Source organism: Streptomyces sioyaensis (genome assembly GCF_004122735.1).
Classification (GTDB): Bacteria; Actinomycetota; Actinomycetes; order Streptomycetales; family Streptomycetaceae; genus Streptomyces; species Streptomyces sioyaensis.
The window spans coordinates 1-26,832 of record NZ_SDIF01000098.1; the positions used below are offsets into that span (position 1 = coordinate 1).

At 71.7% G+C, this 26,832-nt stretch carries 27 protein-coding genes; 21 read left to right on the top strand and 6 right to left on the bottom strand.

The annotated features are described in order from the left end of the window. The 5 genes from EST54_RS25920 to EST54_RS25940 form a co-directional block, all read left to right on the top strand. Positions 1 to 936 (top strand): acetate--CoA ligase family protein (locus tag EST54_RS25920; protein WP_174857515.1); only part of this gene is annotated, 936 nt, incomplete at its 5' end. 38 nt (positions 937 to 974) lie between these two features. Continuing rightward, positions 975 to 1,565, top strand: coding sequence for a DUF5998 family protein (locus EST54_RS25925; RefSeq protein WP_006602644.1), 591 nt, complete (start codon positions 975 to 977; stop codon positions 1,563 to 1,565). After that, the gene (locus EST54_RS25930) at positions 1,565 to 2,755 is read left to right on the top strand and encodes an alkaline phosphatase family protein (protein WP_129250147.1); all 1,191 of its coding nucleotides are present in this window, start codon (positions 1,565 to 1,567) and stop codon (positions 2,753 to 2,755) included. The genes EST54_RS25925 and EST54_RS25930 overlap by 1 nt, the downstream gene beginning before the upstream one ends. A 61-nt stretch (positions 2,756 to 2,816) precedes the next feature. Beyond that, positions 2,817 to 3,482 (top strand): thymidine kinase, encoded by a 666-nt coding sequence (locus EST54_RS25935; RefSeq protein WP_129250148.1) that lies wholly within the window; start codon positions 2,817 to 2,819, stop codon positions 3,480 to 3,482. A gap of 105 nt (positions 3,483 to 3,587) precedes the next feature. Beyond that, complete coding sequence (locus EST54_RS25940) at positions 3,588 to 4,115, top strand: GNAT family N-acetyltransferase (protein ID WP_129250149.1); 528 nt, start codon at positions 3,588 to 3,590, stop codon at positions 4,113 to 4,115. A gap of 28 nt (positions 4,116 to 4,143) precedes the next feature. Here EST54_RS25940 and EST54_RS25945 read toward each other — a convergent pair whose 3' ends face one another. After that, a complete protein-coding gene (locus EST54_RS25945; protein WP_129250150.1) occupies positions 4,144 to 4,920 on the bottom strand; it encodes a VOC family protein in 777 nt (258 codons plus the stop codon). A gap of 249 nt (positions 4,921 to 5,169) precedes the next feature. Here EST54_RS25945 and EST54_RS25950 point away from each other — a divergent pair, with 249 nt between their 5' ends. Further along, positions 5,170 to 6,009, top strand: a complete 840-nt coding sequence (locus EST54_RS25950) for a sulfurtransferase (RefSeq protein ID WP_129250151.1) — start codon at positions 5,170 to 5,172, stop codon at positions 6,007 to 6,009. Positions 6,010 to 6,091: 82 nt separating this feature from the next. Here the strand turns inward: EST54_RS25950 and sepH are convergent, their stop codons facing one another. Next, positions 6,092 to 7,153, bottom strand: coding sequence for a septation protein SepH (gene sepH / locus EST54_RS25955; RefSeq protein WP_129250152.1), 1,062 nt, complete (start codon positions 7,151 to 7,153; stop codon positions 6,092 to 6,094). A 497-nt stretch (positions 7,154 to 7,650) separates the two neighbouring features. Here sepH and EST54_RS25960 point away from each other — a divergent pair, with 497 nt between their 5' ends. Further along, a complete protein-coding gene (locus EST54_RS25960; RefSeq protein WP_129250153.1) occupies positions 7,651 to 8,862 on the top strand; it encodes a hypothetical protein in 1,212 nt (403 codons plus the stop codon). 95 nt (positions 8,863 to 8,957) lie between these two features. On the opposite strand, the gene EST54_RS25965 is transcribed toward EST54_RS25960, so the two are convergent. After that, entirely contained in the window at positions 8,958 to 10,301 is a 1,344-nt protein-coding gene (locus EST54_RS25965) for a D-arabinono-1,4-lactone oxidase (protein WP_129250154.1), read from the bottom strand. A gap of 296 nt (positions 10,302 to 10,597) precedes the next feature. After that, on the bottom strand, positions 10,598 to 11,872 hold the full coding sequence (locus tag EST54_RS25970) for an MFS transporter (protein ID WP_129250155.1): 1,275 nt from the start codon (positions 11,870 to 11,872) through the stop codon (positions 10,598 to 10,600). A 221-nt stretch (positions 11,873 to 12,093) separates the two neighbouring features. Here EST54_RS25970 and EST54_RS25975 point away from each other — a divergent pair, with 221 nt between their 5' ends. Together EST54_RS25975 and EST54_RS25980 are read left to right on the top strand one after the other, a co-directional pair. After that, the gene (locus tag EST54_RS25975; protein WP_129250156.1) at positions 12,094 to 13,248 is read left to right on the top strand and encodes a ferrochelatase; all 1,155 of its coding nucleotides are present in this window, start codon (positions 12,094 to 12,096) and stop codon (positions 13,246 to 13,248) included. A 44-nt stretch (positions 13,249 to 13,292) separates the two neighbouring features. Continuing rightward, the gene (locus EST54_RS25980; protein WP_129250157.1) at positions 13,293 to 14,138 is read left to right on the top strand and encodes an inositol monophosphatase family protein; all 846 of its coding nucleotides are present in this window, start codon (positions 13,293 to 13,295) and stop codon (positions 14,136 to 14,138) included. A gap of 82 nt (positions 14,139 to 14,220) precedes the next feature. Here the strand turns inward: EST54_RS25980 and EST54_RS34785 are convergent, their stop codons facing one another. Beyond that, positions 14,221 to 14,397 carry a hypothetical protein gene (locus tag EST54_RS34785; protein ID WP_167511614.1) on the bottom strand — a complete coding sequence of 59 codons (177 nt, stop codon included), beginning with the start codon at positions 14,395 to 14,397 and terminating at the stop codon, positions 14,221 to 14,223. Between the two features lie 330 nt (positions 14,398 to 14,727). On the opposite strand from EST54_RS34785, the gene EST54_RS25985 reads away from it, so the two are divergent. The 4 genes from EST54_RS25985 to EST54_RS26000 all read left to right on the top strand — a co-directional run bounded on the left by EST54_RS25985 (position 14,728) and on the right by EST54_RS26000 (position 18,321). Next, positions 14,728 to 15,381, top strand: coding sequence for a response regulator transcription factor (locus tag EST54_RS25985; RefSeq protein WP_006602630.1), 654 nt, complete (start codon positions 14,728 to 14,730; stop codon positions 15,379 to 15,381). A 6-nt stretch (positions 15,382 to 15,387) separates the two neighbouring features. After that, complete coding sequence (locus tag EST54_RS25990; protein ID WP_129250158.1) at positions 15,388 to 16,650, top strand: sensor histidine kinase; 1,263 nt, start codon at positions 15,388 to 15,390, stop codon at positions 16,648 to 16,650. Between the two features lie 526 nt (positions 16,651 to 17,176). Beyond that, the gene (locus tag EST54_RS25995; RefSeq protein WP_003982531.1) at positions 17,177 to 17,479 is read left to right on the top strand and encodes a DUF4193 domain-containing protein; all 303 of its coding nucleotides are present in this window, start codon (positions 17,177 to 17,179) and stop codon (positions 17,477 to 17,479) included. 14 nt (positions 17,480 to 17,493) lie between these two features. Next, positions 17,494 to 18,321 (top strand): hypothetical protein, encoded by an 828-nt coding sequence (locus EST54_RS26000; RefSeq protein WP_372448169.1) that lies wholly within the window; start codon positions 17,494 to 17,496, stop codon positions 18,319 to 18,321. Between the two features lie 58 nt (positions 18,322 to 18,379). Here the strand turns inward: EST54_RS26000 and EST54_RS26005 are convergent, their stop codons facing one another. Then, positions 18,380 to 18,823: a DUF3093 domain-containing protein gene (locus EST54_RS26005; RefSeq protein WP_129250160.1), complete on the bottom strand. Its 444-nt coding sequence runs from the start codon at positions 18,821 to 18,823 to the stop codon at positions 18,380 to 18,382. A 58-nt stretch (positions 18,824 to 18,881) separates the two neighbouring features. On the opposite strand from EST54_RS26005, the gene EST54_RS26010 reads away from it, so the two are divergent. The 8 genes from EST54_RS26010 to EST54_RS26045 all read left to right on the top strand — a co-directional run bounded on the left by EST54_RS26010 (position 18,882) and on the right by EST54_RS26045 (position 26,804). Next, positions 18,882 to 19,475 carry a PaaI family thioesterase gene (locus EST54_RS26010; RefSeq protein ID WP_129250161.1) on the top strand — a complete coding sequence of 198 codons (594 nt, stop codon included), beginning with the start codon at positions 18,882 to 18,884 and terminating at the stop codon, positions 19,473 to 19,475. Beyond that, on the top strand, positions 19,472 to 19,993 hold the full coding sequence (gene dut, locus EST54_RS26015) for a dUTP diphosphatase (RefSeq protein WP_040898164.1): 522 nt from the start codon (positions 19,472 to 19,474) through the stop codon (positions 19,991 to 19,993). Before EST54_RS26010 ends, dut begins: the two co-directional genes overlap by 4 nt. A gap of 1 nt (position 19,994) precedes the next feature. Continuing rightward, positions 19,995 to 20,759 carry a DUF3710 domain-containing protein gene (locus EST54_RS26020; protein ID WP_129250162.1) on the top strand — a complete coding sequence of 255 codons (765 nt, stop codon included), beginning with the start codon at positions 19,995 to 19,997 and terminating at the stop codon, positions 20,757 to 20,759. 326 nt (positions 20,760 to 21,085) lie between these two features. Then, positions 21,086 to 21,175: a K(+)-transporting ATPase subunit F gene (gene kdpF, locus EST54_RS26025; RefSeq protein WP_096212427.1), complete on the top strand. Its 90-nt coding sequence runs from the start codon at positions 21,086 to 21,088 to the stop codon at positions 21,173 to 21,175. A gap of 31 nt (positions 21,176 to 21,206) precedes the next feature. Continuing rightward, positions 21,207 to 22,883 (top strand): potassium-transporting ATPase subunit KdpA, encoded by a 1,677-nt coding sequence (kdpA, locus tag EST54_RS26030; RefSeq protein ID WP_129250164.1) that lies wholly within the window; start codon positions 21,207 to 21,209, stop codon positions 22,881 to 22,883. Beyond that, on the top strand, positions 22,880 to 25,024 hold the full coding sequence (gene kdpB, locus EST54_RS26035; RefSeq protein ID WP_174857516.1) for a potassium-transporting ATPase subunit KdpB: 2,145 nt from the start codon (positions 22,880 to 22,882) through the stop codon (positions 25,022 to 25,024). Before kdpA ends, kdpB begins: the two co-directional genes overlap by 4 nt. Continuing rightward, positions 25,021 to 25,689, top strand: coding sequence for a potassium-transporting ATPase subunit KdpC (kdpC, locus tag EST54_RS26040; RefSeq protein WP_244942616.1), 669 nt, complete (start codon positions 25,021 to 25,023; stop codon positions 25,687 to 25,689). Before kdpB ends, kdpC begins: the two co-directional genes overlap by 4 nt. Before the next feature lie 443 nt (positions 25,690 to 26,132). Further along, positions 26,133 to 26,804, top strand: a complete 672-nt coding sequence (locus tag EST54_RS26045; RefSeq protein ID WP_372448214.1) for an ABC transporter ATP-binding protein — start codon at positions 26,133 to 26,135, stop codon at positions 26,802 to 26,804. Positions 26,805 to 26,832 lie beyond the last annotated feature (28 nt).

Genomic DNA, 26,832 nt, shown 5'->3' on the forward strand with positions numbered 1-26,832 from the left:
CCACAGGGCGTCGACGAGTCCCCCCCCGCCCCGCCCCCGCGCCGCACCGCACCGCTCCGCATCCCCGCCTACCCCGCCGCCGAGCGTGCCGTCCGTGCCCTCGCCGAGGCCGTCCGCTATGCCGCCTGGCGCCGCGAGGCCGCCGATCCGGGCCGGGTGCCCGAGTACGACGACATCCAGGAGGCGGCGGCCGGCGCCGACATCGAGCGCCTTCTCGACCGGCTGACCCTCGACGTCCCCACCGGCCGCTCCGTCCCCGTGCCGCCCGAGGACGCCGAGGCCCTGCTCGCCCGCTACGGCATCCACACCCGCCCCGTTCTTGCGGCACCCGACCCGGACACCGCCGTGCGCGCCGCCGCCCGCCTCGGCTATCCGGTGGCCCTCAAGACCACCGCCCCCCATCTGCGCCACCGCGCAGACCTCGGCGGCGTACGCCTCGACATCGCAGGCGAGCGGGAACTCCGCCGCACGTATACCGAATTGACCGATTCCCTCGGCTCACCGGAAGAGCTGCGTCCGGTCGTCCAGTCGATGGTGCCGCGCGGCGTCGACACCGTCATCCGGGCCGCCATCGACCCGGCCGCCGGCGCCGTCCTCTCCTTCGGCCTGGCCGGTGCGCCCTCCCAGCTGCTCGGCGACATCGCCCACCGCCTCATTCCCGCCACCGACCGCGAGGTCGCCGAACAGATCCGCTCGATCCGTGCCGCCCCGCTGCTGTTCGGCTGGCGCGGCTCCCAGCCGGTGGACACCGCCGCGCTGGCCGAGCTGCTGCTGCGGGTCTCCCGGCTCGTCGACGACCACCCCGAGGTCGTCGGCGTCGACCTCGAACCGGTCGTCGTCGCCGCGCACGGCCTCTCCGTCCTGGGGGCCTCCGTCCGCCTGGCCAGGCCCCCCGCCACCACTGACCTCGGCCCCCGCCGGCTGCCCGTCTACTGAGGCTCTCGCGGCCCGGTACGCCCCGTAAGATGGACCCCATGGCTAAGACCGGTACGACGACCCAGGGACTGCGTGCGGCGATCGAGCGCAGTGGTTATTACCCGACGCTCGTGGCCGAGGCGGTGCAGGCCGCGGTCGGTGGTGAGCCGGTGGTGTCGTACCTCGTCCATCAGGAGACGACCTTCGACGCCAACGAGGTCCGCCGTCATGTCACGGTCCTGGTGCTGACCGGCACCCGTTTCATCGTCAGCCATACCGACGAGCAGGCCGCCGACGCCACCTCCCCGTCGCCGTACGCCACCACCTCCACCGAGTCCGTCAAGCTCGGCCGGATCTCGTCCGTGGTGCTCAGCCGCGTGGTCGCCAACCCCGAGTCGTACACCCCGGGCCAGCTGCCCCGCGAGGTCGTGCTGACCATCGGCTGGGGCGCGGTCGCCCGCCTGGATCTGGAGCCCGCCGCCTGCGGCGACCCCAACTGCGAGGCGGACCACGGCTACACGGGCTCCTCCACCGCCGACGACCTCTCGCTGCGGGTCAGTGAGGCCGGTGACGGACCGGACTCGGTGCGCGAGACGCTCACCTTCGCCCAGGCGCTCTCCGAGGCCACCGCGGCCACCACCACCCGCTGATGGCCCACACCGTCCCCGCCTGGCCGGAACCCGAACCGCTCGACCCGCTGGGCGCCCCCGTACCGCAGTACGGCACCGGCTCGCTCGCCGATCTGCTGCCCGGCATCGCCGTCGGCCTGGAGATACCCGGCGTGGCCACGCCGATGGAGCTCGCCCCCGCCGACCGGGCCTGTGTCTTCCTGATCGACGGCCTCGGCTGGGAGCTGCTGCGCAACCACCCGGAGGAGGCGCCGTTCCTGACCTCCCTCCTGGACACGTCGTTCAACGGCAGCGGCCGCCCGCTCACCGCCGGCTTCCCCTCCACCACCGCCACCTCCCTCGCCTCGGTCGGCACCGGCCTGCCGCCGGGCGCCCACGGCCTGCCCGGCTACACCTGCCAGGACCCGGACACCGGCGCGCTGATGAACCAGCTGCGCTGGTCTCCGTGGACCGACCCCTATGCCTGGCAGCCGTATCCGACGGTCTTCCAGCGCGCGGACGCCGCCGGCATCCACACCTGCCAGGTCTCCGCACCGAACTTCCAGCACACCCCGCTCACCCAGGTCGCGCTCAGCGGCGGCACCTTCCACGGCCGGCTCTCCGGCGAGGAGCGGATGGACCTCGCCGCCGAGCAGCTCGCCGCCGGTGACCGCTCGCTCGTCTACACGTACTACTCCGAGGTCGACGGCAAGGGGCACCGCTACGGCGTCGACTCCGATGCCTGGCGCGGCCAGGTGATGTACGTCGACCGGCTCGCACAGCGGCTGGCCGAGCAGCTCCCGCCGCGCAGCGCCCTCTACATCACCGCCGACCACGGCATGATCGACATCCCCTTCGACCCGGAGTCCCGGATCGACTTCGACGAGGACTGGGAACTGCGCGCCGGCGTACGCCTGTTGGGCGGCGAGGGGCGTGCCCGGCATGTGTACGCCCACCCGGGCGCGGCCGCCGATGTGCTCGCTGTGTGGCGCGAGGTGGTCGGTGAGCAGATGTGGGTCGCGAGCCGTGACGAGGCCATCGCCGCGGGCTGGTTCGGTCCGTCGGTCGACGACCGGGTGCGCGCCCGGATCGGCGATGTCGTGGCGGCCGCCCACGCCGACATGGTGATCATCGCGACCGAACGGGAGCCCCGTGAATCGGAGATGGTCGGGATGCACGGCTCGATGACTCCGGTGGAGCAGCTGGTGCCCCTCCTGGAAGTCCGTACCTGATCCACCCGGCCCCGCCCGCACGTCGTCACCCCTCACGAGCCCGAAAGGCCCGCACCTTCCCATGCCCGAGCTGGTGTTCTTCTCCGGAACCATGGACTGCGGAAAGAGCACCCTCGCTCTGCAGATCGAACACAACCGCTCCTCCCGCGGTCTGCAAGGCATGATCTACAGCCGCAACGACCGGGCCGGCCACGGCAGGCTCTCCTCCCGGCTCGGTCTGGTCACCGAAGCCGTCGAGGCGGCGGACGGCATGGACTTCTACGCCCATGTCATCGGCCACCTCTCCGCCGGCGGCCGGGTCGACTACGTCATCGCCGACGAGGCGCAGTTCCTGGCCCCCGAACAGGTCGACCAGCTCGCCCGCGTCGTCGACGACCTGGAACTGGACGTCTTCGCCTTCGGCATCACCACCGACTTCCGCAGCAAGCTCTTCCCCGGCTCCCAGCGCCTGGTCGAACTGGCCGACCGGGTGGAGGTGTTGCAGGTCGAGGCGCTGTGCTGGTGCGGCGCCCGCGCCACGCACAACGCCCGTACCGTCGACGGCCGGATGGTCGTCGAGGGCGCACAGGTCGTCGTCGGCGATGTCGTGGCAGACGTGGACAGCCCCCAGGCCGAGGTCGGTTACGAGGTGCTGTGCCGACGCCATCACCGCCGCCGCCAGACCTCGGCGGCCGCCCGCGCGGCCGCCCTCTCCCCGGACGTACTGCCGGTCGACGGCACGAAGTAGCGGCGGCCGCCGACAACGTTCAAGGGATGCCGGGGCGCCCGCACCGACGCCCGGCTGCCGCGGGGAGACGGAACCCGCCGGCTCGCCCGGCCCGTCCTCACAGGCATGACACGCACCCCGGCCTTACTGCGCCCCGCCGTTCCTGCCGACCTGGACGCGCTCGTGGAGCTGCACACCCGGGCCCGCACCGCGTACTACCGGGCGGGCGGGCTGCCCGCGGCGGACATCGACACCCCCGACGGCCCGGCGCGGCGACGGGAAGGATGGGCGCGCTCGATCCGCTCGGCCACCAGGACGGTGCGGTGCGCCCTCCGGGACGACACCGTGGTGGGTGTGGTGGCCATGGGCCCGCCGCTCGGCTCCGGGAACGAGGCGAGGACCGTCGGCGAGCTGTACCAGATCCATGTGCTGCCCGGTCAGTGGGGACTGGGCATCGGCGGCCAACTGCACACCGCCTTCGTACGGTTCCTGCGCGATGCCGCGCTGCCCACCGGCCGGGTCGAGGCATGGGAGCGCAACGACCGTGCACGGGCCTTCTACGCGCGGCACGGCTGGCGGCCGGACGGACACCGGCGCCCGGGGCCGGCCGGCGCCTGCTACGTCCGGATGCGCCTGGACCCGGACGCCCTCTGAGCCCCACCGCCCCTCATACGGCGGACGTTCAGCCCTGCTGGGTGATCGTGAAGACGGCACCCTCGCTGTCGGCGACGGTCGCCAGCCGGCCGTGTACGGAATCCCGGGGGGCGTGCAGCACCTGTCCGCCCAGTTCGGTGACCCGGCGGACCGCCGCGTCCGTATGGGGGACGGCGAAGTACGTCATCCAGTGGGAACCCCGGTCGCGGGGCAGGTCGGCGCCGACGCCGCGCATCCCCGCCACCGGCTGCCCCTTGAGCTGCAGCGTCAGAGCGTCGGGACCGGCCGAGGCCACCGGCTCCGTCTCGAAGCCGAAGACGTGCTCGTAGAACGGACTGACCGAGCCGGTGTCCCGGGTGACCAGCTCGTTCCACACCGGCGTGCCCGGCTCGCCGGTGCGGGCGGTGCCCATCAGCGTCTTGCCCTGCCAGATGCCGAAGATCGCGCCCTGCGGGTCGGAGCCGATCGCCATCCGCCCCGTGTCGTCGTCCGCATCCAGCGGCCCGACGCCCACCGTCCCACCGCAGCAACGGATCTGTTCCGCCGCCACATCCGCGTCGTCGCTGGCCAGATAGGTGGTCCAGGAGACCGGGAGGTGGCGGTCGGGCGCCAGCTCACCGACCCCGGCGACTTCCCGGCCGTCGAGGAAGGCCCGGGCGTACGGACCGAAGTGCTGCGGCCCCGGGCGGAACTCCCAGCCGAACAGCGCGCCGTAGAACTCCTGCGTCGCGGACATGCTGTGGGCCAGGAGGCTCACCCAGCAGGGCGCGCCGGACATCCGCCGGGTCGCTGCCTCGGTCGTCATGGTCGCTTTCTCCTCGGACTGTCGGGGTGCTGACCCTGCGCGGTACGGGCACGGTCTGGAGCAGATGCTCGCACCCGGCGCCCTGGTGTGCGCCCCGGCCGCGCCGTCCACGGCGCGTTCGCGAGGGAGAATGCCCGGTTTGAGGTCCCTGAGTCGTTTCGCTGGCGTGACGGCAGGGCGTAACTCCGTCATACGGAGGGTGGGCACCCGCCTTCTGAACGTAGCGGTTGCTACGCAAAGATGAGCCCCATGAACGTCATCATCACCGCTACCGAACTCGCGAGCGAGTTGGCGCAGCCCTCCGCTCCGGTGCTCCTGGACGTCCGTTACCAGCTCGGCGGACCGCCCGGCCGTCCCCAGTACGAGGCCGGGCACGTGCCCGGCGCGGTCTATGTCGACCTCGACGGCGAGCTGGCCGCACCCCCCGGCCCGGCCGGCCGGCATCCGCTGCCCGACCTCGATGTGTTCGCCGGCGCCATGCGCGCCGCGGGTGTCCGCGCGGACCGCCCGGTGGTCGTCTACGACGGCGGTCAGAGCTGGGCGGCCGCCCGCGCCTGGTGGCTGCTGCGCTGGAGCGGCCACCCCGACGTGCGTGTCCTGGACGGCGGCCTCGCCGCCTGGGAGGCGTCCGGCGGCGCGCTGAGCGTCGATCAGCCGGCCCCGCCGACCGGCGACTTCACTCCCATGCCCGGCGCGCTTCCGGTGCTGACGGCGGACGACGCGGCAGGGCTGGCCCGCCGCGGAGTCCTGCTGGACGCCCGGGCCGCCGAGCGCTACCGCGGCGAGGTCGAGCCCATCGACCCGGTCGCCGGCCACATCCCGGGCGCCGTGTCCGCCCCGACGACCGAGAACGTCGCCGAAGGCAGCACCGTCTTCCGTGACGCCTCGGAACTGGCCCGGCGGTTCGCCGCGCTGGGCGCCACGGCGGACGCGGAGGTCGGTGTCTACTGCGGCTCCGGGGTCTCCGCGGCCCACGAGGTGCTGGCGCTCGCGGTCGCGGGCGTCCCCGCCGCCCTGTACGTCGGCTCCTGGAGCGAGTGGACGGCCGACCCCTCCCGACCGGTCGCCACCGGCCCGCAGCCCGGCTGAGCCCCCGTCACACGCCCGTCCGCCCGCCCCCTGGAAGCAGGGGACGGGCGGACGGGTCTCGCTGCAGGGGGACGCCGCCCCGCTACTCCGGCTTCTTCCGCCGGGTGCCGAAGACGATCTCGTCCCAGCTGGGCACCGCCGCGCGCCGGCCGGGCCGGACGCCGTCCGCCTCGGCCTGCCGGTCCGTGGTCCCGGTCAGCCGGTCGCGGTGGCCGGCCACCGCGCGCGGCATCAGCACATCGGCGTACGCGGAACCCGCGCCCGCGCTGGCTGCCGGGGCGGGCGGCTCCTCGACCTCGGCCTCGGACTCCTCGTCGCTCTGCGGCGCCTTCGTGCTCTCCGGGACGACCATGTCGCCACGGAAGCTCGGCACCGCCTCCAGCAGGCTGGTCAGCGAATCCCGCTCGCGCTCCCGCTCACCGACGGCCTCCTCGGCGTCCCGCGGCTCGCCGTCCTCGTCGCCGGACTGCGCAGCACGCTCGGACGACTGCCGGTCCAGGGTGCGGTCCAGCGGCCGGTCGCGCGGCAGCCGCGCGATCCGCGGCACGAACGGGAAGCTCGGCTCGGGCGTGTCGTCGCTCTCGCCGATCAGTGCCCGCGCCTCGTCGTCCACGGCCTGCACGAGCCGCCTCGGCGGGTCGTACGTCCAGCTCGCCGAGTGCGGTTCGGTGGCGACGCGGTAGACCAGCAGCACCTCCCAGGTGCCGTCGTCGCGGCGCCAGGAATCCCACTGGACGCTCTCCTTGTCGGCGCCGCGCAGCAGCAGCCGCTCGGCGACCGCCTCGCCGAGCTGTGGACCGGTGTTCTCGCCGGGGCGCCGCACCGGCGTCTTACGGGCACGCTCGGCCATGAAGGCACGCTCGGCGAGCACCGGGCCCTCGAAGCGGCGCACCCGGTCGACGGGGATGCCAGCGAGCTGGGCGACCTCCTCGGCGGAGGCACCGGCTCTTATACGGGCCTGGATGTCCCGCGGACGCAGATGGCTCTCGACCTCGATCTCGATCTGGCCCAGCCGTGCGCGGTCATTGCGGACGGCGGCGCGCAGCCGTTCGTCGATCGGAAGCGTGTACTCGGTGCTGTCCGCAGCTTTGAGCACCAGCCGTGTGCCGTCGTTGGAGACGGCCACGACACGCAGTTCGGGCATGGGGACCTCCCGGGTGGTGCCTGCCGACGTCACGTGCGTCGCTGCTTCCGCTAGTCGAGTGTGGCCTGCCCGGGTGCAGCCTGCCACAACATTGCCGAGTTGCCCGGCGTGTCGAGGCTTGGCCCTGAAACGCCGTTATGACACGGTTACCTGTTCGCAACGCTCAGTGACCGTGCCGTTGTTCCTGTCGCCGTTCACCCGTGCCGGTCGGCGGCGCCCCGGGGCGAGTGCCGCCTTCACAGCCCCTCCCGTGGGTTCCGGGCAGCCGGACGGGAACCGGGGCCAGGGCTCGCCACAGTACTCCATTCGGACCACTGAGGTGGACCGCCGCGCCGCCGAACTTCTGGGCGGGCAACGGAGTTGAGTCGTCTTGTCGATCTCTCTACCAGGCACGTAGGTGGCAAGATTCACAGATTCCCCAAAATCGGAACTTTTGGGTACGCCGAATGGTCACTTCTCCATGCAAGATGGATCGAAGCGGCTACCAAAGGTTGGAGATGGACGAAGAAACCGAAACCGACACGAAGAAGAAGGAGAAGCGGATAGACCTGAGCGTGGCTCAGGTTGCCGGCAGTGCGCTCGCCGCGGCCGCCGCGGCGTATCTCGCAGGCCAGCTCGGCGTCTACGGAACGTTCATCGGCGCGGGTGTGGTCAGTGTCGTGGCCACCACCGGCGGCTCGATATTCCAGCACCTGTTCCGGCGTACCGGCGAACAGATCAAGGAGGCATCGGTCACCACCAGGCCGAAGCCGCGCCGCTCCTCCGCCACCCGCAATCGATCCACCACATCCGATGCGCGGCCCGTCTCCACGATGGTGCTGCCGACCTTCGACAGGCACGGAGCGGAGGACGAGGTCACCTCGGTCGCCGCCAGAATGCCCGGGCCCGACACGGCCCGTACGCAGCTGATCCCGCGGGCCGATCCGTCCGGACCCCGGGACCCGGCACGCGCCTCACCCGCTCCGGGGGCCGAGGACGCGACGCGGATGCTGCGCCCCGCCGACCCCGAGGCGGAGCCCGGCGGGCACCCGACGGACCAGGCCGGTCCGCGGCGGCCGGCCGACCGTACGCAGCTGGTGCCGCGGCTCGACGAGCGGACCGCGGCGCTGGGCCAGGCCGCCGCCCGGCCGGCCGGCGCTCCGCCCGTGCGGCACCCGGCCGGACCGCCCGAGGCGCTCAGCACCACGACCTACGGTTCCCGGCTGCGCGGCTGGAAGCGGCCGGCGCTCGGAGCGCTCGCGGTCTTCGTGCTCGCCATGGGCGCGGTCACCGGCACCGAGCTGATCACCGGGCAGACGCCGAACGGTGAGAAGGGCACCTCGCTGGGCAACATCACCCAGACCGGTGGGTCCGGCCGGCACCAGCCCAGCAGTCCGCAGTCACCCGGATCCGGTGACTCCCCGGACGACGGCAAACAGCACGGCAACGACCGGCAGCCGTCCCCGGACCCGAGCACCTCGGACGGCGCCGACAAGGGCAAGGACCGCGGCAGCCCGTCGCCGGAGCCGAGCCCGTCCGACGGCGGCAAGACCTCGCCGGACCCGGATGCCCCCTCGTCGCCGGAACCGTCGACGGGCGGTTCCCCGGGCGGCGGAGACACCGGAAAGGGTGACGGCTCGACCGGCGGTGAGCAGCCGGGGAGCACGCAAGGGGGCACGCAGGGGCAGCAGGGCTCGGACGGACGGGCCCCCGCGCCCGGCGCCTCCTGAGCATCGCGCCCGTGGGGGCGACGGTCCGGTGAGGTGGATCGGACCCGGCCGCGGCCCGGTGCCCTGCGAAGGCACCGGGCCGCGGCCGTCGTCGGTCAGTCCCCCAGGACCCGCCGCAGATATGCGTTGGCGAACCGGCGGTCCGGGTCCAGCCGGTCGCGCACCGCGGTGAACTCGCCGAACCGCGGATAGGCCTCGGCAAGGTAGGCGGCGTCGCGGGTGTGCAGCTTGCCCCAGTGCGGACGGCCCTCGTGCGCCGTCATGATCCGCTCGACGGCCGCGAAGTACGCCTGGTGCGGCGTCCCCCGGTACATGTGCACGGCGACATAGACGGTGTCCCGGCCCGACGCGGTGGACAGCGGGATGTCGTCGGCCGGTGCGGTGCGCACCTCCACCGGGAAGCTGATCTTGAAGTCCGAGCGCTCCACCAGCGCTTTCAGCGCGCCCAGCGCGGCGACCGCGGCTGCGCGGGGCAGTGCGTACTCCATCTCCACGAACCGCACCCGCCGCGGCGAGGTGAAGACCTTGTAGGGGATGTCGGTGTACGTACGGGCCGACAGCGCGCGGCTGGAGATCTTGGCGATGCCCGGTATGGCGGCCGGCACCGCCCGCCCGACGGTGCAGGCGAGCTGGAAGACCCCGTTGGACAGCAGCTCGTCCTCGATCCAGCCGCTGACCTTGCCGGGCGGCGCGGCGGGGCCCTGGCTGCGGTTGTTGCGCTTGGTGTTGCAGCTGCCGGTGTGCGGGAACCAGTAGAACTCGAAGTGCTCGTTCTCGGCGACGAGCTCGTCGAACCGGTCCGTCACCTCGTCGTAGGGCATCGGCTCCTCGCGGGCGGTCAGCAGGAACTCCGGCTCCACGGCGAAGGTGAGCTCGCTGATCACGCCCAGTGCGCCCAGGCCCAGCCGTGCCGCGGCGAACGCGTCCGGGTTCTCGTCGGCCGAGCAGGTCAGGACCGAGCCGTCGGCGGTGACCAGTTCCAGGGCGGTGATCTGGGCGGCGAGTGACGCCGAGGTCCGGCCGGTGCCATGGGTGCCGGTGGCGGTCGCCCCGGAGGCGGTCTGCGCCATGATGTCGCCCATGTTGGTCAGCGACAGCCCGTGGACGGCCAGCGTCTCGTTGAGGTGCTTGAGCGGGGTGCCGGCCGCCACGGTCACGGTGCCGGCCGCGCGGTCGATCCTGCGGACCCCGGTCAGCCGTTCGGGGCGGATCAGCAGCCCGTCGGTGGCGGCCGCCGGGGTGAAGGAGTGGCCGGTGCCGGCCGCCTTGACCGTCAGCCCGTCCGCGGCGGCCGCGCGGACCGCGGCGGCCAGTTCCTCGGTGCTCGCCGGGGCCACGCTCCGGGTGGGGCGGGCGGTGACATTGCCCGCCCAGTTGCGCCACGGTCCGGTCGTCGGGCCGCGCCCTCCCGAGCGGCCGACGGCGTTGCTGACTGCCATGGTGACGTCCCCTCCCGCGTGTCCGGCCCACGTTGGCGTGGGCGCATGATGCCAGTCACCGACGCGATATCCGGGCCGGGTGACGTACCTCACACACCCAGGGGACCGGTCGCAACCGCCCGGCTCCCGGACATGTCGTACCGACGGTAACTCCCCAGCGGGCGGGGCGTGTTCCGTTCGCGGAGCTCCGGCCGGGGCCGCGGAGTGATCGCACAAACGCGCCTGGCTCGCGGGTGGTGGAACGGACTGTGCGGACGCGCTCCCGCTACCGGAGGCTCGCGGAGGATGGCCTCCAGCTAGGCGACGCTCTCCTCGCTGCGCGGTTGCGGGACCGTGCCGTCGTGACCGGCCGGCGCCCCGGCCGCCGCCGGGTCCGTCGCCGACGGAGCGGGCTGCGGGCGGAGCCTGCGGTAGCCCGCGAAGGCCACCAGGGCGCCGAGCACCCCCGCCGCCCCCGGCACCAGATACCCCCGGGCCGCACCGGCGGCATCGACCACCCAGCCGGCCGCCGACGAACCCAGCGCGACGCCCACCGCCAGACCGGTGCTTGTCCAGCTCATGCCCTCGGTCAGCTTGGCCCGCGGCACATGCTCCTCGACCAGCGCCATCGTGGTCACCATCGTCGGGGCGATGGACAGCCCCGCGACGAACAGCGCGACGGCCAGCAGCGGCAGCGAGCCCACCAGTTGCAGCGGCACCATGCTCACCGCGATCGCGCAGACCCCCACGACGAAGCGGCGCGACGGATGCCCCTTCAGGTGCAGCAGCCCGAAGACGGCGCCGGCCGCACACGAGCCGAGTGCATAGACGGCCAGCACCAGACTGGCCGCGGCCTTGTGCCCGACCTCCTCGGCGAAGGCCACCGTCACCACATCGATCGCCCCGAAGATCGCCCCGGTCGCCACGAACGTCACCACCAGCACCTGCAGCCCCCGCGAGCGCAGCGCCGACCCCTTGGGGTGCAGCTCCTGCGGATGCGGCACCGGCTCCGTCGCACGCTGCGCCGTCAGCCAGAAGACGCCGACGGCCAGGAAGCCGGCCGCCAGCAGCGGACCGGCCTCCGGGAACCACGCGGTGGACAGGCCGATGGACAGGATCGGCCCGAAGATGAAGCACGTCTCGTCGACGATCGACTCCCACGCATAGGCGGTGTGCAGCTCGCGCGGGGAGCCCCGGTAGATCTCCGCCCAGCGGGCCCGGATCATCGAGCCGATGCTGGGCACGCACCCCGCGCCCGCCGCGAAGACGAACAGGATCCAGTCCGGCCAGCGCTGCAGCGCGCTCAGCAGCAGCCCGGCGACCGCGGCGATCGACACCAGGGCGGCCGGGCGCAGCACCCGCCTCTGGCCGTGCCGGTCCACCAGCCGGGAGATCTGCGGGCCGAGCACCGCGGCGGACAGCGCGAGGGTCGCGGACAGCGCGCCGGCCAGGCCGTAGCGCCCGGTCAGCTGGGAGACCATCGTGACGATGCCGACGCTCATCATCGACAGCGGCATCCGGCCCAGCAGTCCGGCGGCGGAGAACGACTTGGTACCGGGGCGGCCGAAGATGGCGCGGTAGGGACTGGGCAACGAGGGCGCTCCGCCGGTGAGGACCGAAGATCGGTAAGGAATGTCTGGCGCCGATACAGCTTACGGGCGGCAGGCCGCCGGCCGCCTCCGGATTTTCGGCCCGATGCCGGTCTCCCCCTCTCCACGCCGGGACTGCCCACCGCCGCTACGCCGGGACCTGCCCGCCGCACCCACCGGGACCTGCCCACCGCCCCCAAAGGAAGGGTGGCAGGATCGACGGCATGCCCGAACAGTGCGATCCCCGTCCTTATGACGCCCTGCTGCTGCTGTCCTTCGGCGGCCCCGAAGGGCCCGATGACGTCGTCCCGTTCCTGGAGAACGTCACCCGCGGCCGCGGCATCCCCCGTGAGCGCCTCAAGGAGGTGGGGCAGCACTACTTCCTGTTCGGCGGCGTGAGCCCGATCAACGCCCAGAACCGTGAGCTGCTCGACGCGCTGCGCACGGACTTCGCCGAGAACGGGCTGGACCTGCCCGTCTACTGGGGCAACCGCAACTGGGCGCCCTACCTGACCGACACCCTGCGCACCATGGTCCAGGACGGACACCGCCGGATCGCCGTCCTGGCGACCAGCGCCTACGCCTCGTACTCGGGCTGCCGCCAGTACCGCGAGAACCTCGCCGACGCCCTCGCCGCCCTGCAGGCCGAGGGCCTGGAGCTGCCGCGGGTCGACAAGCTGCGGCACTACTTCAACCACCCCGGCTTCCTCCGCCCGATGGCCGACGGTGTGCTGGCGTCGCTCGCGGAACTGCCCGCGGAGGTGCGCGAGGGCGCCCACCTCGCCTTCACCACCCACTCCATCCCCACCGCCGCGGCCGACACCTCCGGCACGCCCGCCGACCACACCCGGGGCGGCGAGGGCGGCGCCTATGTCGCCCAGCACCTCGACGCGGCGCGGGTGATCGCGGACGCCGTCCGTGCGGAGACCGGCGTGGACCACCCCTGGCGGCTCGTCTACCAGTCCCGCAGCGGCGCCCCGCACATTCCCTGGCTGGAGCCGGACATCTGCGACCACCTGGAAGAGGCGCACGCCGCGGGCGTCCCGGCCGTCGTCATGGCCCCCATCGGGTTCGTCTCGGACCACATGGAGGTCAGGTACGACCTCGACACCGAGGCCACCGCCAAGGCCGCCGAGCTGGGACTGCCGGTCGCCAGGTCGGCCACCGTGGGCGCCGACCCGCGGTTCGCCGCGGCCGTCCGCGACCTCCTCCTGGAGCGCGCGGCCGCGGAACGGGGCGGCACCCCGGAGCGCTGTGCCCTGGGTGCCCTCGGCCCGGGCCACGACCTGTGCCCGGTCGGCTGCTGTCCGGCGCGCACACCGCGCCCGGCCGCCGCCGGCGCCGACTGGCGGGGCCCGGTCGCCGAGGCCCCCGCGTAAGCCGTCCGCCCGCCCGACCACCGCCCGTCTGAGCAAGGAGCATCGTGCCCGACCCGCTGTCCCCCGACGCCCCGCAGACCGCCGCCACCTCGACCGACGCGCTCTACGACGAACTCCTCGAACTGGCCCTGGAGGCCGCCCGCCGTGCGGGGACCCTGCTGCGCGACGGCCGGCCCGCCGACCTCGGCGTCGCCGCCACCAAGTCCAGCCCCATCGACGTCGTCACCGAGATGGATCTCGCCTCCGAGAAGCTGATCACCGGCTTCCTGGGGGAGCACCGCCCCGACGACGGCTTCCTGGGCGAGGAGGGCGCCAGCACCGACGGCACCAGCGGCATCCGCTGGGTCATCGACCCCATCGACGGCACGGTGAACTATCTCTACGGGCTGCCGTCCTGGTCGGTGTCCATCGCGGCGGAGAAGGACGGCGAGGCCGTGGTCGGGGTCGTCGCCGCACCGATGCGGGGCGAGACCTGCCGGGCGGTCCTGGGCCGTGGTGCGTTCAACAACGGCGAGCGCCTCCACCACCGGCCCGCCCCGCCGCTCTCCCAGGCACTGCTCGGCACCGGCTTCGCCTACCTCGCCGAGCGCCGGGCCGCCCAGGCCGAGGTGCTGCGCACGCTGCTGCCACAGGTCCGGGACATCCGGCGCGGCGGCTCGGCCGCGATCGACCTGTGCGATGTGGCCTGCGGCCGGCTCGACGCCTACTACGAGCGGGGGCTGAACCCCTGGGACTCGGCGGCCGGCGCCCTGATCGCCCGCGAGGCCGGCGCGCTCACCGGCGGCCGCCCCGGCCGCCCGGCCTCCCACGAGCTGACCCTCGCCGCCTCCCCGGCCCTCTTCGCGCAGCTCCAGCCGCTGCTGGAGGAGCTCGGCGCCTGGCACGACTGACCCGGGCCCGCACGCGGGCATGACAGCGCCCCGGCACCATCCCCTGTGTGCCGGGGCGCTGTCGTCGTACGCCGGGAAGCGGTCAGGCGGTGCTGACCGCTCCGTAGCGCACGCCGTGCTCGGTCGCCAGTCGCTGCAGGTCCTCGAGCTCTGCCTGCTCGACCTCGGCGAGGAAGTCGTCGCCCGCAGCCCGGGCCCGGTCCAGATCGGCTTCCGTGTTCTGTATGCGCTGCAAAATGCCTGCGGTGAACGCGTCCATGTGCGCCCCCTCGTCGTGGGTCGGTGGCACGGGGGTGTGCCGACGGGTGGGTGATCACTGCGTGGTCCCTGCGATGGATCAGTTCGTGGCAAAGGGTGCTTAAAGTTGCCTAATAAACAGGGCGTGATCGCGGGTGTGCAGTCGTCCTCCCCACCCGGTACCTCAGGGAAACCTCAACCGGCCCAGGAATCATGCCCGTCGGGCGTCGCGGGCCGCTGTCCACCCCTCCGCACCCCTCTTACCGCCGGTTTATGGCTCTTCGGGGCAGGATGGAAGAGCTTTCAGACAAGTTTTGCCTGCCCGTGAGGGCCCTGAGGAAGGACTAGCGACGTGCGTGTTCTCGTCGTCGAGGACGAGCAGCTGCTCGCCGATGCGGTGGCCACCGGACTACGCCGGGAGGCCATGGCCGTCGACGTGGTCTACGACGGCGCTGCCGCGCTGGAACGGATAGCGGTCAACGACTACGACGTCGTCGTGCTCGACCGTGACCTCCCGGTCGTCCACGGTGACGACGTCTGCCGCAAGATCGTCGAGCTGGGCATGCCCACCCGGGTCCTGATGCTCACCGCCTCCGGCGATGTCAGCGACCGTGTCGAGGGCCTGGAGATCGGCGCCGACGACTACCTCCCCAAGCCGTTCGCGTTCACCGAGCTGACCGCCCGGGTCCGCGCGCTGGGGCGCCGTACGACCGTCGCGCTGCCGCCCGTGCTGGAGCGGGCCGGCATCAAGCTCGACCCCAATCGCCGCGAGGTCTTCCGCGACGGCAAGGAGGTCCAGCTCGCGCCGAAGGAATTCGCGGTGCTGGAGGTCCTGATGCGCAGCGAGGGCACGGTCGTCTCGGCCGAGCAGCTCCTGGAGAAGGCCTGGGACGAGAACACCGACCCGTTCACCAACGTCGTACGGGTCACGGTCATGACGCTGCGCCGCAAGCTCGGCGAGCCCGCGGTGATCGTCACCGTCCCCGGCTCGGGATACCGGATCTGACCGGCGATGCCCTCCCTGCCCTCGTTCTCCAAGGCGGCCGCCCCGCCGCCGCCCCTGCCCCCCAAGCCCACCTGGGACCCCCGGCCGGTCAACGTCCGGCCGTTCCCGTGGCTGCGCCCCACGATCCGTATACGCCTGACCCTGCTGTACGGCGGCATGTTCCTGATGGCCGGGATCGTGCTGCTGACGATCATCTACATGCTGGCCGCGGACGCGCTGCACGACGGCAGCGCGCTGCCCCTGAAGATCCTCGGCGGCAAGTTCCAGTCGACCAGTGACCTCTGCGACCTGCCCACCAAGACGTCGGGACCGCTGCTCCAGGAGGCCGTCGAGCAGTGCCTCCAGCATCAGCGCGCGCTGGCCCTCAACAGCCTCCTCAACCGCTCGCTGCTGGCGCTGCTGGGGCTGACGGTGGTGGCCTTCGCGTTCGGTTACGCGATGGCGGGGCGGGTGCTGGCGCCGCTGGGGCGGATCACGCGCACCGCACAGCGGGTGGCGGGCTCGGACCTGCACCGCCGCATCGAGCTGGGCGGGCCCGACGACGAGCTCAAGGAGCTCGCCGACACCTTCGACGAAATGCTGGACCGCCTCGACCGGGCCTTCGAGTCGCAGCGTCGGTTCGTGTCCAACGCCTCGCACGAGTTGCGCACCCCTCTGGCGATCAACCGCACGCTGCTGGAGGTCCAGCTCGCCGACCCGGACGCGTCCCCCGAGCTCGCACAGCTCGGCAAGACGCTGCTGGCCACCAACGAGCGCAGCGAACAGCTCGTGGAGGGCCTGCTGCTGCTCGCCCGCAGCGAGAACAAGGTCGTCGACAAGAAGCCGGTCGATCTGTCCGAGGTCGCCTCGCAGGCCGTCGACCAGACCCGCGAGGAGGCGCACAGCAAGGGCGTGGAGCTGCGCGGGATCCGCCAGCAGGTCTTCGTGCAGGGCAACGGCGTCCTGCTGGAGCGCATCGCGCTCAACCTCGTCCAGAACGCGGTGCGCTACAACGTGCCCGAGGACGGCTGGGTCGAGGTCGCCACCGAGCCCCAGCCGGGCTGTGCGGTGCTGGTGGTCGCCAATACGGGCCCGGTGGTCCCGGCGTATGAGGTGGAGAACCTCTTCGAGCCGTTCCGGCGGCTGCGGACCGAGCGCACCGGCAGCGACAAGGGCGTCGGTCTGGGCCTGTCCATCGTGCGCTCGGTGGTCCGCGCACACGACGGCACGATCACCGCCGCACCCCGCGAAGGCGGCGGGCTCGTGATGCGCGTCGTCCTGCCGCTCTGATGCAGGCCACAGGGCGGTTGTGCGCCTGCTGGAGGCACTGCGCGCCCCGGTGCGCAGTCGTCGGACATCCGTGCGTACGATCGCCCGTCTCGCGGCCGTACACCGCCTCGCCTCCCGGTTTGACGTGGAGGGGGGTCTGCGGGGATCCTTCGCCGAGTTCGCTTTGCGCGGAATTGAACCGGTCCGCCCGCTGGTCTGTGCGTGTGTGATGCCTCACAGACGGGAAGTTCCGGCCATCTACGCTCCGTGAGCGAAATGGCCGTCGGAATGCCTGGGACGTCCGGGTTTCCGGGGGGTCAGATCACGGGAAGTACAGGTGATGGGCTGCGCGAGGTGCGACATTCGGACCGTGTACGGTCCTGATCGCCATCCAAACCGATCACCTCTTCAGGGGTGCGGTTGGGTGTCGATTGAGTAACAGACCTTGATGTGAGGCAAAATCTCCGCCTCAGGTCGGGCACAAGTCCGGCCTCTCACGCGTTACGAGCGCTGAGACACCGCAGACACCCAGAGGGGGAGAGCGAAAATGGCTACGGATTACGACACCCCACGCAAGACCGACGACGACCTCAACGAGGACAGCATTGAAGAGCTGAAGTCGCGGCGGAACGACAAGTCCGCCTCGGCGGTCGACGTCGACGAGTTCGAGCAGGCCGAGGGCCTGGAGCTGCCGGGCGCGGACCTGTCCAACGAAGAGCTGGCCGTGCGCGTGCTGCCCAAGCAGCAGGACGAGTTCACGTGCATGAGCTGCTTCCTGGTCCACCACCGCAGCCAGCTCGCCGCGGAGGACAAGAACGGGCAGCCGATCTGCCGCGACTGCGCGGCCTGAGCCCGGTCTACGCCGTGACAGGCGTGAACCCGTTCCGTAAGGGCCCCAAGGGCGGACCCGGTCCGGCGGCCGGCGCACGAGCACACGAGGAAACTGCGCCCGTGCCCGCCGATCCGACCGCCCTTCCCACGGAGCGGACACCCGGTGCATTGCAGGAGCGGGGCCACCGGGCCTCGCTCGCGGCCCTGACCGGCCGCGGTGCCACCCGGGGCGGCGGCAGGCTACGGGGGCTGATCGCCGCGATTGCCGACCGCATCATCGACACCGCCCCGCGGATCCCGGCCCGCGATCTTGCGACACTGCGCGCCCAGTTCCCCGGACTGACCCCCGAGGACCTGGCCGACAAGCTCGTCGCGGGCGCCTGCGCGGCCACCGCAACCGTCGGAGCGGGCGTCGGCGCGGCAGTGATGCTGCCCGTACCGCCCGCCATGCCGGCCGAGCTGGCCGCCGAGGTCACCGGTGTCGCCGCGGTCGAGATCAAGCTGATCGCCGAGCTGCACGAGGTCTACGGTCTGCGGCCGGCTGGGAATTTCCGGCAGCGCGCGATGGCCTGCCTGACCTCCTGGGCCGAGGAGCGGGGCATCGACCTCGCCAAGCCCGCCTCGCTGAACATCGCCCTCGGCGGGCAGATGAGGCGGGAACTGCGCCAGCAGATCATGAAGCGCACCCTGCGCAACCTCCCCAACCTCGCGCCGTTCATGATCGGCGCCGTCGTCGGCGCGTTCATGAACCGCAGGGACACCAGAAGACTTGCGGAGAAGATCCGTAAGGACCTGCGCGCGCACCAGGTCCCCTGGGACGACCTTCCCGGATCCGCGCCGGCCGCGCCGGGCAACGGCTGACGAAGCCGGAGGGGCCCGTCGTCCCGCCGGGCGGCACCCGCCGGGTCCCCGGCGCCGGTCAAGCGCGTACGGCCGCCAGCGCCGCCACCAGCCGCTCCGGCTCCCGCGTCGAGAGATAGGCGTACGGCGTCGGGTCCTCGGGGTCGGTGATCTCCACCCGCACCGCGGTGCGGACATAGCTGCGCAGCAGCATGAACGCGCGGGCATCGGCCTTGTACGTACGCCAGGCCAGCGCCTCGTCCGCGTCCAGCGCCCGCGCCTCACCCAGCGCGGACGCGGGGATCTTCGCCTCGCCGGCGATCAGTGCGCCGCCCACCACCCGGATCCGTGCCGAGCCGTACGCGCTCACCGCCACCGCGGACAGCGCCGCGCCCCCGATCAGTCCGCCGAGCATCGGCAGCGTCCCCACGGGGAGCAGCATCAGGGCGCAGGCGACGCCGATCAGCGCGGCGATCACCCACCAGGACCGGGGCGCGGTGAGACGTTCTTCGTACGACGGCATGGCTCCAGCTTGGCACGGCGGCGCGGGGCCGTGACGTGCGCGGGTAGGGTCTGCACTCGTGAGTGGAACTGACGAACCCAGGGCGCGGCTGACGCCACCGAAGGACGCCGTCGCTCCGGTCCGGCATGCCGAGGCGCCGGCACCCGGAGAACTCCTCGGCACGCACTACGACCGGTGCTTCGGCTGCGGCACGGGACAGTCGCACGGCCTGCACCTGGAGGCGCGGGCCGGCGAGGGCGTGAGCGTACGGGCGGAGTTCACCGTCAAGGAGGCCCACCAGGGTGCGCCCGGTCTGGCGCACGGCGGGGTGCTGGCCACCGCGCTGGACGAGACGCTCGGCTCGCTGAACTGGCTGCTGCGGGTGATCGCGGTGACCGGCCGGCTGGAGACCGACTTCGTCCGGCCGGTGCCGCTGGGTACGGTGCTGCATCTGGACGCGCGGGTCACCGCGGTGCACGGACGGAAGATCTACTCGACGGCCGTGGGGCGCATAGACGGCCCGGACGGTCCGGTCGCGGTGCGCGCCGAGGCCGTCTTCATCGAGGTGAAGGTCGACCACTTCATCGACAACGGACGCGCCGAGGAGATCCAGGCGGCGATGGCCGACCCGGACCAGGCCAAGCGCGCGCGTGCCTTCGAGGTGAACCCGTGAGTGAGGGACGAAAGCCCGTGGAGGTGCTGCTGCGGCGGCTGGACCCGGACGTACCGGTTCCGTCGTACGGGCATCCCGGCGACGCCGGCGCGGATCTGGTGACCACCGAGGCCGCCGAGCTGGCGCCGGGGGAGCGCACCGTGCTGCCCACCGGGGTGTCGATCGCCCTTCCCGACGGGTATGCGGCATTTGTGCATCCACGGTCCGGGCTGGCCGCGCGGTGCGGACTGGCGCTGGTGAATGCCCCCGGGACGGTGGATGCCGGGTACCGTGGAGAGATCAAGGTGATCGTGGTCAATCTGGACCCGCGCGAGAGCGTGCGGTTCGAACGATTCGACCGGATCGCCCAACTGGTCGTCCAGCAGGTCGAGAAGGTGCGCTTCCACGAGGTGGCGGAACTTCCCGGCTCGGCGCGGGCCGAGGGGGGATTCGGTTCCACCGGCGGTCATGCGGCGGTGGACGGCTCCACGGGCGGGAATGAATACGCATCGGTCGGTGCCGACCGGGAAGGACAGTGACGTGTTCGGACGTCGCAAGAAGAACGAGGCTCCTGAAGAGTCGGCCATGGACACCACGCTCGCCGACGAGCAAGCGGTGAGCGACGCCGACGAGGACGAGGCGGAACAGCGGCTCAGTCTTCCGCCCGCGCCGCGCCCCGACGGCCCCTGGGACGCGTCGGAGGTCTCCGAGCCCGGTGAGGGCCGGGTGGACCTCGGCGGCCTGTTCGTGCCCGGTGTCGAGGGCATGGAGCTTCGGGTGGAGGTCGCCGGTGACGCCATCGTCGCCGCGACCGTGGTGCTGCAGGACAGCGCCGTACAGCTGCAGGCCTTCGCCGCCCCCAAGAACGAGGGGATCTGGGGCGAGGTCCGCGAGGAGATCGCCGCCGGCATCACCCAGCAGGGCGGGGTCATCGACGAGGTCGAGGGCCCGCTGGGCTGGGAGCTGCGCGCCCAGGTACCCGTACAGCTGCCGGACGGCACCAACGGTGTGCAGGTCGTGCGCTTCATCGGCGTCGACGGCCCCCGGTGGTTCCTGCGTGGTGTGATCTCCGGCCAGGGCGCGGTGCAGCCGCAGGCCGCGGGCGTGCTGGAGCACATCTTCCGGGACACCGTCATCATCCGCGGTGACGCCCCGATGGCGCCGCGTGACCCGATCGTCCTGAAGCTGCCGGACGACGCCCAGATGGTGCCGGACGGTGTGCAGCAGGAGTCGGTCGAGCAGTCGCGCTTCGGCGGCGGTGTGGAGCGTCTGGAACGCGGACCGGAGATCACCGAGATCCGCTGACACCTCCGGCGGCCGGGCGACGCGCGAGCGCCCCGGTGACGGCTGGATCGTGACGGTCGTAAGGGCCCGTACTCCCCGGAAGGGGGTGCGGGCCCTCGTCGTTCGTGCAGGTCAGGCCGAGATGCGTAGGAATTCCGTCAACGGGGCGCTAATGGCCGTAAGGGAGGCGTCAACAGCGGTCACAGGCGGCGGGAAGGGCGCTTTGCTCTAGGAGTCCTTACCTCCTCATCCCTCTAGGAGCACCCGATGGCCGACGTGGCCTTCGTCGTCGTCACCCTCGCGGTCTTCGCGCTGGTGGCTCTCGTCGCCAAGGGGGTGGCGAAGCTGTGACCGTCGAGAACACCGTCGGCCTGATCGTGGCCGTCGCCCTGCTGGGTTACCTGGTCCTCGCCCTCGTCTTCCCGGAGAGGTTCTGAGGTGTCCAGCGCTGCTGCCGCGGCGGGCCAGATGAGCCCCGCTCTCGCCGGCGTGCTCCAGCTGACAGCGCTCACCGCGGCGCTGGCGCTGGCGTACCGCCCCCTCGGCGACTACATGGCCGCCGTCTACCACTCGCCCAAGCACCTCCGCATCGAAAAGGTCATCTACCGCTGCATCGGCGCCAATGCGGACGCCGAGATGCGCTGGCCGGCCTATCTGCGCGGCGTCCTGGCCTTCTCCGCGGCGGGCGTGCTCCTCCTCTACCTGCTCCAGCGCCTCCAGGGCGGGCTGCCGCTGTCCCTCGGCTTCGCTTCGATCAGCCCGGACCAGGCGTTCAACACCGCGGCGTCCTTCGTCACCAACACCAACTGGCAGTCCTACAGCGGCGAGCAGGCCATGGGCCACGTCGTGCAGACCGCCGGACTCGCGGTGCAGAACTTCGTGTCCGCCGCCACCGGCATGGCCGTCGCCGTCGCGCTGGTCCGCGGGTTCGCCCGGTCCCGCACCGGCGACCTCGGCAACTTCTGGGCCGACCTGGTCCGCGGCACCGTACGGGTACTCGTCCCGATCGCGGTCCTCGGCGCCCTCGTCCTGGTCGCCTGCGGAGCCGTCCAGAACTTCTCCGGCATCCACGAGGTCGGCCAGTTCATGGGCGGCGCCCAGCAGACCAACGGAGGCGCGGTCGCCTCCCAGGAGGTCATCAAGGAACTGGGCACCAACGGGGGCGGCTACTTCAACGCCAACTCCGCCCACCCCTTCGAGAACCCCAGCGCCTTCAGCAACCTCTTCGAGATCTTCCTGATCCTCGTCATCCCGTTCGCGCTGACCCGCACCTTCGGCAAGCTCGTCGGGAACGTGAAGCAGGGGTACGCCATCCTGGCCACGATGGGCGTCATCTGGCTCGGCTTCACGGCGCTGATGATGTGGACCGAGTCCGCCCACGGCGGCCCGGCCCTGCAGGCCGCGGGCGCCGCCATGGAAGGCAAGGAGACCCGCTTCGGCGTCGGCGCCTCCTCGATCTTCTCGGTGGCCACCACCCTGACCTCCACCGGCGCGGTGGACGCCTTCCACTCCTCGTTCACCGCCTTCGGCGGCGGCATCCAGCTGCTCGGCATGATGCTGGGCGAACTCGCCCCCGGCGGCGTCGGCTCCGGGCTCTACGGCATGCTCGTGATGGCGACCATCGCGGTGTTCCTCGCCGGCCTGATGGTGGGCCGCACCCCCGAATACCTCGGCAAGAAGATCGGCACCCGCGAGATCAAGCTCGCCGCCTGCTACCTCCTCATCACACCGACCCTGGTGCTCGGCTTCGCCGCCGCTTCGATGGTGCTGCCGGACGCACTGGGCTCGATGCTCAACACCAAGGCGCTGGGCGCCGGTTCGCACGGCTTCTCCGAAGTCCTCTACGCCTACACCTCCGGCGCCAACAACAACGGCTCCGCGTTCGCCGGACTGAACGCCAACACCCCCTGGTACAACACCACGATCGGTCTGGCGATGCTGCTCGGCCGCTTCCTGCCGATGGTGTTCGTGCTCGCCCTGGCCGGTTCGCTCGCAGAGCAGCAGCCGGTGCCGCAGACCGCGGGCACCCTGCGTACCGAAAAGCCGCTCTTCGCCGGGCTGCTTGTCGGCACGATCCTGATCATCACCGGTCTGACCTACTTCCCGGCACTGGCCCTCGGGCCGCTGGCGGAGGGGCTGTCATGACCGCCCCCGTGAAACCGGAAGGGCCCGGCACCATGGCCTCCAGCTCGACAGCTACTCCGCCCCGCGCCCCGCACCAGGACGTCCCCGGCGGGCACCAGCCCGGCGACGGCCGTGTGGGCGGCGGTCTCTTCGATCCCCAGCAACTGCTCACGTCCCTGCCGGACGCGATACGCAAGCTCGACCCGCGGGTGATGGTCAAGTCCCCCGTGATGTTCGTGGTCGAGGTCGGCTCCGTGCTGACCACGATCTTCGCCTGCACCTCCCCGACGGACTGGTTCGGCTGGGCGATCGCCGCCTGGCTGTGGCTGACCGTGCTCTTCGCCAACCTCGCCGAGGCGGTCGCCGAGGGCCGTGGCAAGGCGCAGGCCGACACCCTGCGCAAGGCCAAGACCGACACCGTGGCGCGCCGGATCGACGGCGCGGCCGAGGAGCAGGTCCCCGGTACGGCGCTGCGCATCGGTGACCTGGTGGTCTGTGAGGCCGGCGACATCATCCCCGGTGACGGCGATGTCGTGGAAGGCGTGGCCTCCGTCGACGAGTCCGCGATCACCGGTGAATCGGCGCCCGTCATCCGCGAGTCCGGCGGTGACCGCTCCGCGGTGACCGGCGGGACGAAGGTGCTCTCCGACCGCATCGTCATCAAGATCACGACGAAGCCCGGTGAGACCTTCATCGACCGGATGATCAACCTCGTCGAGGGCGCCGCACGGCAGAAGACCCCCAACGAGATCGCGCTCAACATCCTGCTCGCGTCGCTCACCATCGTCTTCCTGCTGGCGGTCGTCACGCTCCAGCCGTTCGCGATCTACGCGGGCGCCGAACAGCCCATGATCGTGCTGCTCGCCCTGCTGGTCTGCCTGATCCCGACGACGATCGGCGCACTGCTCTCGGCCATCGGCATCGCCGGTATGGACCGGCTCGTACAGCGCAACGTCCTGGCCATGTCCGGCCGTGCCGTCGAAGCCGCAGGCGATGTATCGACATTGCTGCTCGACAAGACCGGCACCATCACCCTCGGCAACCGTCAGGCCGCCGAGTTCGTGCCGGTGGACGGCACCACCGAAGCCGAGATCGCCGACGCGGCCCAGCTGTCGTCACTGGCCGACGAGACCCCCGAGGGCCGCTCCATCGTCGTCCTCGCCAAGGAGAAGTACGGACTGCGCGAGCGCCACCAGGGTGAGTTGACGGGCGCCGAGTGGACGCCGTTCACCGCCCAGACACGGATGTCGGGTGTGGACGTCGACGGGCGCACGGTCCGTAAGGGCGCGTCCGGTGCGGTCATCGCCTGGGTCCAGGAGCGCGGCGGCGACGTTGCGCGGGATGCCGACGCGCTCAGCAACGCCATCTCGGAGGCCGGCGGCACGCCGTTGCTGGTGGCCGTCGAGGACGACAAGGGCCCCCGCGTCCTGGGCGTCATCCACCTCAAGGACGTCGTCAAGGAGGGCATGCGCGAACGCTTCGTCGAACTGCGCAGGATGGGCATCAAGACGGTCATGATCACGGGCGACAACCCGCTGACGGCCAAGGCCATCGCCGACGAGGCGGGCGTGGACGACTTCCTCGCGGAAGCCACCCCCGAGGACAAGATGGCGCTCATCAAGCGTGAACAGGCCGGCGGCAAGCTGGTCGCCATGACCGGCGACGGCACCAACGACGCCCCGGCCCTCGCCCAGGCGGACGTCGGCGTGGCCATGAACACCGGTACCTCGGCCGCCAAGGAAGCCGGGAACATGGTGGACCTGGACTCCAACCCGACCAAGCTCATCGAGATCGTGGAGATCGGCAAGCAACTACTGATCACCCGGGGCGCGCTGACGACCTTCTCGATCGCCAACGACGTTGCGAAGTACTTCGCGATCATCCCGGCGATGTTCGCGGTGGCCTACCCGGGCCTGGACACCCTCAACGTCATGCGGCTGTCCAGCCCCGACTCCGCGATCCTCTCGGCCATCATCTTCAATGCGCTGGTCATCGTCGCCCTGGTACCGCTCGCCCTCAAGGGCGTGCAATACCGGCCGGTCAGCGCCGACCGGATGCTGCGGCGCAACCTCGCCGTCTACGGACTCGGCGGCCTGATCGCCCCGTTCATCGGCATCAAGCTCATCGATCTGCTCATCTCCCTCATCCCCGGAATCGGGTGACCGCCGTGAACAACTCCGTACGCAACACCGCCCGCTTGATGGGGGCGGGCCTGCGCGCCCTGCTCGTACTGACCGTGGTCTGCGGGATCATCTATCCACTGGTGGTCACCGGCGTGGCACAGGCGGCGTTCCCCGGCAAGGCCAACGGCTCCGAGGTGAGCTCCCACGGCAAGGTCGTCGGCTCGTCGCTGCTCGGCCAGCGCTACGACAAGGGCAAGGACAAGGAGGGCAACCCGGTCCCGGACCTGAAGTTCTTCCAGCCGCGCCCCTCGGCCGGGCTGGGCAGCAACCGGACCAACGGCGTCAACACGCAGTACGACCTCCAGGTTTCCGGAGCGTCCAACCTGGGCGCCACCAACACCGACCTCGTCAAAGCGGTGAAGGAGCGCAAGCGGTGGGTCTCCGAGACGTACGGGGTACCTCAGTCGAAGGTCCCGGCGGACGCCGTCACCTCGTCCGGCTCCGGCCTCGACCCGGACATCTCCCCGGCGTACGCCGAGCTGCAGGCCGACCGGGTCGCCAAGGAGAACCGACTTCCCGCGGACATGGTGCGTCAGCTGGTCAAGAGCCACACGGACGGGCGCCAGCTCGGCTTCATGGGGGAACCGCGGGTGAATGTCCTGGAGTTGAATGTTGCTCTGCGGGACCTGGTGCAGGGGGGATAGGGGCACGGGCCGAGCGGGGGTGCAGCGGCTGAGGGTGTGGGTGAGGCGGCCTCGGAGGGCTCTTCTCCGGGGCGCCCGCCTGATGCATCGCCATGCGCCTTCCGCCGCTTGGGGCTTGATGACCGCGGCTTTCCGGTCGCCGGCCTTCACAGGTGCCACCCCACCGGCGTGACTGTGCGGCGGGCGGCTGCTTTTCGGCGGATTCCCGGGTCGATCCGGGAGTTTTCCACAGGCGTTGCCCGCCGCGCTGCGCCGTACGCATACTGACGCAACCGGCAGGCGAGAGGGATCCGGCGACCCGGATCCGGCGCCGCGGGGCCCGGTGACGGGGGATCCGGGGAGGGACCTGAGAAGTGGGGGAGCGGACCATGAACGGCGGGGGAAACACCACCGGGGCCGGGGAGAGCCGGCGGGCGACAGCCGTCGCGGAGAGCGCGCGGGCGATGGTCGTCGTCGAGGACCTGCACCGCAGTTACGGGAGCGACGCCGGCGCCGTACACGCCCTGCGCGGGGTGTCCTGCCGGGTACCGCGCGGCGAACTGGTCGCCCTGCGCGGCCGTTCCGGATCCGGCAAGACGACACTCCTCAACCTCATCGGAGGCCTGGACACCCCGGACTCCGGGCGGATCGTCGTCGACGGCACGCCGCTCGACGGCCTCGGTGAGAGCGGCCTGCTGGAGATGCGCCGCGACCGTATCGGCTTCGTCTTCCAGTCCTTCGGACTGATACCGATCCTGAGCGCCGCCGAGAACGTCGGAGTGCCGCTGCGGTTGCGCAAGGTCGCGCCACGCGAGCGGGAGGAGCGCGTCGCTCTCCTGCTGTCCCTGGTGGGCCTGGCCGGCCATGCCGCGCAGCGTCCCGGCGAGCTCTCCGGCGGCCAGCAACAGCGCGTGGCGATAGCCCGCGCACTCGCCAACCGTCCCGCGCTGCTCATCGCCGACGAGCCCACGGGGCAACTGGACGCCGAGACCGGCATGGAGGTGATGGAGCTGCTGCGCGCCGTGGTCCGCAGCGAGGGTGTCACGGCCCTGGTCGCCACCCATGACCCCAACCTCCTCGGCCTCGCCGACCGCGTCCTGCAACTGAGCGACGGACTGATCACGGAGGAGGGGTAGGGGCGGAGGTAGGGGCAGAGGCTGGGGG